Source organism: Shewanella sp. SG41-4 (assembly GCF_014164505.1).
In the GTDB taxonomy this organism is placed as follows: Bacteria; Pseudomonadota; Gammaproteobacteria; order Enterobacterales; family Shewanellaceae; genus Shewanella.
Window position 1 is genome coordinate 1 of the sequence record NZ_JACJFI010000211.1, and the last position, 7,516, is coordinate 7,516.

Here is a 7,516-nt window from a genome sequence, read left to right on the forward strand (position 1 = left end):
GGCACCAATAACGAATTCTGTTGCGGCAACATGCTCCCCAGCATATAAACCTGCAAAGTGTTTCCAACCATGTAATTTATTTTTAGCTACAGGCAGCTGCTCTTCATTCGTTTGTTTGAATGAAGCCTCATGTTGACTTATTGTCATTATTTTTATATTCCTATTTTGAAAATAAGTAAAACCCTCATCAGAAAACGATGATAAAGTGATACTGCCTTTCCTTTAGTGACTATTTATTATTTCTATTGAGTTGAAATAATAACCCCATTTATATTCATATTATTTTTATAAATCATTCACTCGTTATTGATCTAATTCCAATGTTAAACGTCATTTTATTTAATAATTTTATTTAATCATTTACTTTAGCTTTGCTAATATTCTTTCCGCTGTATATTCATTGGTTATCAATGAATTAATTAACCGACCTTGCAATGCTGAAAATATAGCATCAACTTTATGTTGGCCAGCAGCAATACCGTAAACAGGCTTATTTGAATCAATCCTCAACGGAGAGCTCATCACTAATTGATTTATTGAATGATCGAGTAACTGCCCTTGGTCGTTGTACACCCAACTGATGATTTCACCAGTGGCATTGTCATTAATTAACTCGGTTAACTGTGGCTGATTAATGAAACCATCGAGCAATAATGGTGACTCTGCGCCCATGTGCCCTATTCCTACAAAAGTGGCATCTGCTTGTTTAACTAATTCAAAAATACTTTTTACCGGCGATAAGTCATGCAATAACTGCTTTTCCGCCACTGAAGTCGCAATAACGGGTAACGGCATAGGGTAATGCTTAGCCTGCACTCGATTAGCCATACTGACCACGATATCAAATGCTGATGCAGAACCGTCTAACATCATATTGCCTAATAGCGACACTATTTTATGTTGCGGACATAGCATCGAAGGTAACTCATCAATACAAGCTTTGAGTGCTCGTCCGGTACCAAAGGCTAGAGTTTTAGGCTGTTCAGATTTTAAGTATCGCTCTAATACACCTGCGCCACATTGCGCTAAACCGTGCACGGAACTGTCATCAGCAGGATCGCTGGGGACAATTTCGCATTCCAATAAATTAAAAGCTTGGGTTAACTGTTGGCCCAACTCCATACATTTAACAATGGGGTGATCTAAACGGACTTTAATTAACCCTTCACTAACCGCTAATGCGACTAAACGTTGCGCTGACTGTCTTGATACTTCTAATTTTTGGGCAATTTCATCTTGAGTATTCTTCGCGACGTAATATAACCACGCAGCTCTTGCCGCTTGCTCTAATCGCGCGAGTTCTGAATTCGACTTGTTATCCATGTTGTCCTTTATATTCAGTATCAACGCATTAACGCTGGCATTAGACGATTAAAATGTTGCCAATGACTTAATACCGAAATCTCTGGGTAAGCCTGTGACACTGGGTGTAACTCATCGCTAACGTTATCGACTATATGACCACCGCCAATATAATGAATCACTTTCATTTTGGCCGCGACAGCGGCACTGACGCCAAAAAAGCTATCTTCAATCACCAAACAATGCTGTGGCTCGACCCCCATACGTTTAGCCGCATGCAGAAATAAATCAGGTGCCGGCTTACCTCGTTTGACTTCGCTGGCAGTAAAAACATTTGAACCAAACACATCCGTTAACCCTACAACTTCTAATGCTCTGGTTGTACGCGGTAAACTGCTGCTGGTTGCTATGCAATACGGTACTTTCAAGTCTTCCAATATCGATCTAATTCCATCGGTTACCGTCAGATTATGCTCAAACTCAACCAATAACTGCTGACGATATTCTGCTTCAAACTGTTCAGGTAATGTAATCGCCAGCAAACGATTTACTTTGTCGGCGACGGTAGTAAATTGACAACCTAGAAAATGCTGTTGTACAAAAGCCATATCAATGCAGGCGCCCAATAGAGCCAGTTTATCGATTAACACTTTGGCGCTAATCACCTCACTGTCGATCACAACCCCATCGCAGTCGAATATTATTAATTGTGTATTTACGTTCATTTGCTCGCCTTACCAGATCAAGTCAGATAACTAACCATATTTTACAACGTGCTGAACCTGAAACCACAATAATAAATCCAACATCACATTCTGTAGAGTACAACAAAACTCAAATAACGTGGATAAGTGACCACATTACACCAACTAGAGTAAACATTCGCACCACACATGAGCATATGCCCTACTAATGAGCATATTCCCTTTTATAAATATTGATGTCAATCACAATTCTCTAATTAAATAAGCAAAACGAGCTTTAGCCATTGCTTATACACATGGCGCGATCATAAAATGTTGTTTAAATTCAATAAAATATTTTAAACGTAGTGATTCAACCTATTAATAAACAACCAAATAGCTAAAAAAAGATAGACTGTTTTCAATGTGGAACAATTGAAAAATACCCTAACGTCATCAAACTGTTCACTAAAACTTAAGATGGCTTAATGCATGATGCACCAAATATTTTCGTCATGTTTACGTACTAAGATAAGCAGATGTCAGCTATTCAACAATAAAGTTTATGTTCATAAAACAACCTGTTGTTGTAATAAAATTACATATAGTTATGCATTTGTGGCCATCATCACAGCAAATACAGCCTGAAAGCTGTAATTTTATTTACAAAGAATATTTTGCAAAACTAATTTGTTGAATATTTTTAAAGGAAACCATTATGACAGTCACCAATACTCAAGAACTTGATTTATTAGTTGAGCGCGTAGCCAAAGCACAAGCCGAGTTTGCCAACTTTAGCCAAGAAAAAGTGGATACCATCTTTAGAGCAGCGGCTCTAGCTGCAGCAGATGCGCGCATATCTCTGGCGAAGATGGCCGTAACAGAAACGGGGATGGGTGTATTAGAAGATAAAGTGATTAAAAACCACTTTGCATCTGAATACATTTATAACAAATACAAAGATGAAAAAACCTGCGGTATTTTATCTGAGGACTTAACCTTCGGTACCATTACCATTGCAGAGCCTGTAGGTATTATTTGCGGTATTGTCCCAACAACTAACCCTACTTCTACTGCTATTTTTAAAGCGCTTATTAGCTTAAAAACCCGTAATGGCATTATTTTTTCGCCGCACCCTAGAGCTAAAAACTCAACCACAACGGCAGCTAGAATTGTTTTAGATGCAGCCGTTGCAGCAGGTGCACCTAAAGATATTATTGGCTGGATTGATCAACCTAGTGTTGCCTTGTCTAATCAGTTAATGACTCATGCGAAAATTAATCTCATTTTAGCCACTGGTGGACCAGGCATGGTTAAAGCGGCCTATTCATCTGGTAAACCTGCCATTGGTGTTGGTGCTGGTAATACACCTATCGTTATCGATGAGACCGCAGACATCAAACGCGCGGTAAGCTCTATATTAATGTCAAAGACCTTCGACAATGGTGTGGTGTGTGCATCTGAACAAGCGGTGATTGTAGTAGACAGCATTTATAAGCAAGTTAAAGAGCGATTTATCAGCCACGGTGGTCATATTCTATCTAAAGCTGAAACCGCAGCCATGCAGAGTGTGATCCTCAAAAACGGCGGCCTAAATGCTGATATCGTTGGTCAAAGTGCAGTATCTATAGCTGCAATGGCCGGTTTTGAAGTGCCTAGTACCACCAAAGTGCTTATCGGTGAAGTAACTGACATTAATGATGCTGAAGCCTTTGCTCACGAGAAATTATCCCCGTTATTAGGGATGTATAAAGCAAAAGACTTTAATGAGGCAATGGACAAAGCGGAAGCCTTAGTCACCTTGGGTGGTATTGGCCATACATCTGGTTTGTATACCGATCAAGACACCCAAGATGAGCGCGTTAAAGCCTTTGGTTTTAGAATGAAAACAGCCCGTATTTTGATTAACACACCTGCTTCACAAGGTGGTATCGGTGACTTATATAACTTCAAGCTAGCACCATCATTAACACTAGGTTGTGGTTCATGGGGCGGTAATTCAATTTCTGAGAACGTCGGCCCAAGTCATTTAATCAATAAAAAAATGGTCGCTAAGAGGGCTGAGAACATGTTGTGGCATAAGCTTCCTTCATCTATTTATTTCCGTCGCGGTAGCTTACCGATAGCACTTGAAGAATTAAGTGATAAAAAACGCGCGTTGATCATCACTGACAAGTTCTTATTTAATAACGGTTACTGTAATGAAACCTTAAAAATTCTTAAAGCACAGGGGCTTGAAACCGAAGTGTTCTACGAGGTAGAAGCCGACCCAACCTTAGCTATTGTTCGTCAAGGTGCTAAAGTTGCGCAAAGCTTCCAACCGGACGTCATTATCGCGTTAGGTGGTGGCTCACCAATGGATGCAGCGAAAATCATTTGGGTTATGTACGAACACCCTGAGGTTGATTTTGCTGATTTAGCGCTGCGTTTCATGGATATTCGTAAACGTATTTACAAATTCCCTAAAATGGGTGTTAAAGCTCAAATGGTTGCCATTCCGACAACCTCAGGTACAGGATCAGAAGTGACTCCTTTTGCCGTGGTAACCGATGAAGTAACCGGAAAAAAATACCCTATTGCTGACTATCAATTAACACCGAACATGGCGATTGTCGATCCTAACTTAGTCATGGACATGCCAAAATCATTGACCGCTTTTGGTGGTATTGATGCTGTCACTCATGCGTTAGAAGCTTATGTGAGTGTAATGGCAAACGAATACAGTGATGGCCAAGCACTACAAGCATTAGACCTATTGTTTAAGTACCTACCGGACTCTTATGAATTTGGTGCCAAAGCACCAGTCGCTCGTGAAAAAGTCCATAATGGTGCCACCATAGCCGGTATTGCTTTTGCCAACGCATTCTTAGGCGTTTGTCACTCAATGGCGCACAAATTAGGAGCCGAATTCCACTTAGCTCACGGTTTGGCTAATGCATTACTAATCTCTAACGTGATCCGCTTTAACGCGACAGATATGCCAACTAAGCAAGCAGCGTTTAGTCAATACGACCGTCCTAAAGCGTTGTGTCGTTATGCTGCCATTGCAGATTATTTAAAGCTAGGTGGTAAAACTGATGCTCAAAAAGTTGAAAAACTGATTGAGAAAATCGAACAGCTAAAAACAACTATTGGTATCCCTGCATCAATTCAGGATGCTGGTGTTAATGAAGCAGATTTTATCGCCAAACTGGATGAACTTGCTGAAGATGCATTTGATGATCAATGTACTGGTGCCAATCCACGTTACCCGTTGATTAAAGAGCTAAAACAAGTGTTATTAGACAGCTTTTATGGCCGAGCTTATAAAGACTAGTCGATTCTAAAATAAGCAGTAAGCTTTAAACATTACGCCTTACAATATTGTAAGGCGTTTTTTTCGTCTTAACATTCCCACCGAAAATGAACCTATGGCTATTTAATTCAGTTAGCGAGACAAAGGACTGCTTGATAACCGTTTATTATCCCGAGTTGAGGTTACTTAGCCAATGCCAGCATAACGGCCTTATTGGCATGAATTTGGGTCGTATCATACAAAGGAACATGGGTATGTTGTTGCTGCACTAATAGGGCTATCTCAGTACAACCTAAAATCACCGCCTCAGCCCCTTGCTCATATAATTTGTCAATAATGCCAAGATAGCATTGTCTTGATTGCGGATTTATCGTGCCCAGACATAGCTCTTGATATATTACGTCATGGATTATTGTTTGCTCGTCTGACGAAGGTACAATTACCTCTATGGGATAGTTATCGCTTATACGCTGCTTATAAAAGTCCTGTTCCATGGTAAAGCGTGTGCCGAGTAGGCCGACTTTACTGATCCCATCAGCTAACAACACCTCAGCTGTGGCATCTGCAATATGCAAAATGGGTATAGATATTTGTGCTTGGATCTCATCAGCCACTTTGTGCATGGTATTGGTACAAATCAATAAGAAGTCTGCCCCGCCAGCTTCAACCGCTTTAGCGGCTGTGGTTAAATGAATCGCGGTATCGTGCCATAATCCTTTATGTTGCAGGGTTTCTATTTCAGCAAAATCGACACTGTATAAACAAATTTTGGCCGAATGCAGCCCACCTAATGCAGACTTAACACCTTGATTAATCGCTTTGTAATAATTGAGTGTCGACTCCCAACTCATACCACCTATCATACCGATTGTTTTCATGCTCACTCCTGTGGCTGAATGCTGTCCGTCTATAAAGACATTATTACTATGATAGGAACTTAATTTTGGATCGCAAGCTTAATGGCGGATTGATAATGTCTATTTCAGGCTTGGGTCGATTTACCGCTTTATGGTTCTAAGGTGTCATGACTGACGCTGACTACCTGATTGTGGTAGATTCATTTTTAGATAAAAAAAACCAGCTAATGCTGGTTTTATTCTAGCCATATAAAATGGTGCTATCGATGGGTGAGCATTTTATCGGTTACGACTTAAATGGCATTGCACCTAAGTAGTCTTTTTTACCCACTTCAACACCATTATGGCGCAAAATTGCATAGGTAGTTGTCACATGGAAATAAATATTAGGAATGGCATGTTCAAAAGCGAAATCACGGCCAGTTAGATATTTATCTTCCCAACGACGATGAGTAATTTTACGCGTTTCTGCACCAGTAAAATCTTCGGCTGTAAACGTGGCTAAATAATCGATAACAGAAGCTATACGAGCTTGTAACTCCGCTAATGTCGTCTCATTATCTTCATGTTTTGGCGCACTATCTTCTTGGCCAGTTAAACGCGCTACTGCTAATTTGGCTGTATCGCACGCAATTTGCACTTGACGAGTTAAGTTAAATTGATCTGGTGCTAAACGTGAATTAAGTAGCACCGACATTTCAATTTTTTTAGCTTCTGCAAAGCCTTCACCTTTGACAAGGATTGCACTTAGGTTATTAAGCATTTTACTAAATTGTACAACCGTTAAATCATAAAGCATTGAGAATACCTCTTTATATAAATGGACTTGCTTTGTTATCGACTTAAACCATCAATAAATTTGTGTGGATCATTCATCATCATTTTATGGAATCGCTATGAATGGTGCTGCTATGAAAAGTTTATCTCACATATCATAGTGATTAATGAGTATTTTAGTAAGCGACATCAATGTGCTAAACAGTATACGGTTTATAATAAAACACCAGTAAATGCTTATAAAAAAACCAGCAGATGCTGGTTTTTGAATTATCACACAATAAAGTGATTACAGCGCAGCAAGCGCTTCTTTACACAGTTGGGTAATGCGATCCCACTCTTCGTTGTCTACTGCATCAGTCGGTGCTATCCAGCTGCCGCCAATACAATCAACATTCGATAGTGCTAAGTAATCTTTATAAGTCGCAGGGCTAATACCGCCTGTTGGACAGAAACGAATATCAGATAATGGGCCAGAGAATGATTTCAGTGCATTGACGCCACCAGAAGCTTCTGCTGGGAAAAACTTGAAGTGAGTGTATCCCAACTCCATACCCACCATGATCTCTGAAATACTTGCCACACCAGGAATCAATGGCACG

General features: G+C 40.0%; 5 protein-coding genes and 1 pseudogene. 1 reads left to right on the forward strand and 5 read right to left on the reverse strand.

The features are described 5' to 3' along the window. Positions 1-360: 360 nt before the first annotated feature. Positions 361-1,323, reverse strand: a complete 963-nt coding sequence (locus H5202_RS16140; protein ID WP_182772981.1) for a sugar-binding transcriptional regulator — start codon at positions 1,321-1,323, stop codon at positions 361-363. 20 nt (positions 1,324-1,343) lie between these two features. Beyond that, the gene (locus H5202_RS16145; protein WP_182772982.1) at positions 1,344-2,027 is read right to left on the reverse strand and encodes an HAD family hydrolase; all 684 of its coding nucleotides are present in this window, start codon (positions 2,025-2,027) and stop codon (positions 1,344-1,346) included. 676 nt (positions 2,028-2,703) lie between these two features. Here H5202_RS16145 and adhE point away from each other — a divergent pair. Beyond that, on the forward strand, positions 2,704-5,301 hold the full coding sequence (gene adhE / locus H5202_RS16150; RefSeq protein WP_182772983.1) for a bifunctional acetaldehyde-CoA/alcohol dehydrogenase: 2,598 nt from the start codon (positions 2,704-2,706) through the stop codon (positions 5,299-5,301). Between the two features lie 161 nt (positions 5,302-5,462). Here adhE and H5202_RS16155 read toward each other — a convergent pair whose 3' ends face one another. The 3 genes and pseudogenes from H5202_RS16155 to H5202_RS16165 all read right to left on the reverse strand — a co-directional run. Then, positions 5,463-6,158 carry an aspartate/glutamate racemase family protein gene (locus H5202_RS16155; protein WP_182772984.1) on the reverse strand — a complete coding sequence of 232 codons (696 nt, stop codon included), beginning with the start codon at positions 6,156-6,158 and terminating at the stop codon, positions 5,463-5,465. Between the two features lie 265 nt (positions 6,159-6,423). After that, on the reverse strand, positions 6,424-6,936 hold the full coding sequence (locus H5202_RS16160) for a DUF1993 domain-containing protein (protein WP_182772985.1): 513 nt from the start codon (positions 6,934-6,936) through the stop codon (positions 6,424-6,426). A 267-nt stretch (positions 6,937-7,203) separates the two neighbouring features. After that, a pseudogene (locus tag H5202_RS16165) lies at positions 7,204-7,516 on the reverse strand (bifunctional 4-hydroxy-2-oxoglutarate aldolase/2-dehydro-3-deoxy-phosphogluconate aldolase); the annotation flags it as partial.

What these genes read in the sequence shown, in the direction of transcription:
- H5202_RS16140 (WP_182772981.1), bottom strand. Translation starts at nt 1,323, where the DNA reads ATGGATAACAAGTCGAATTCAGAACTCGCGCGATTAGAGCAAGCGGCA.
- H5202_RS16145 (WP_182772982.1), bottom strand. Translation starts at nt 2,027, where the DNA reads ATGAACGTAAATACACAATTAATAATATTCGACTGCGATGGGGTTGTG.
- adhE (WP_182772983.1), top strand. Translation starts at nt 2,704, where the DNA reads ATGACAGTCACCAATACTCAAGAACTTGATTTATTAGTTGAGCGCGTA.
- H5202_RS16155 (WP_182772984.1), bottom strand. Translation starts at nt 6,158, where the DNA reads ATGAAAACAATCGGTATGATAGGTGGTATGAGTTGGGAGTCGACACTC.
- H5202_RS16160 (WP_182772985.1), bottom strand. Translation starts at nt 6,936, where the DNA reads ATGCTTTATGATTTAACGGTTGTACAATTTAGTAAAATGCTTAATAAC.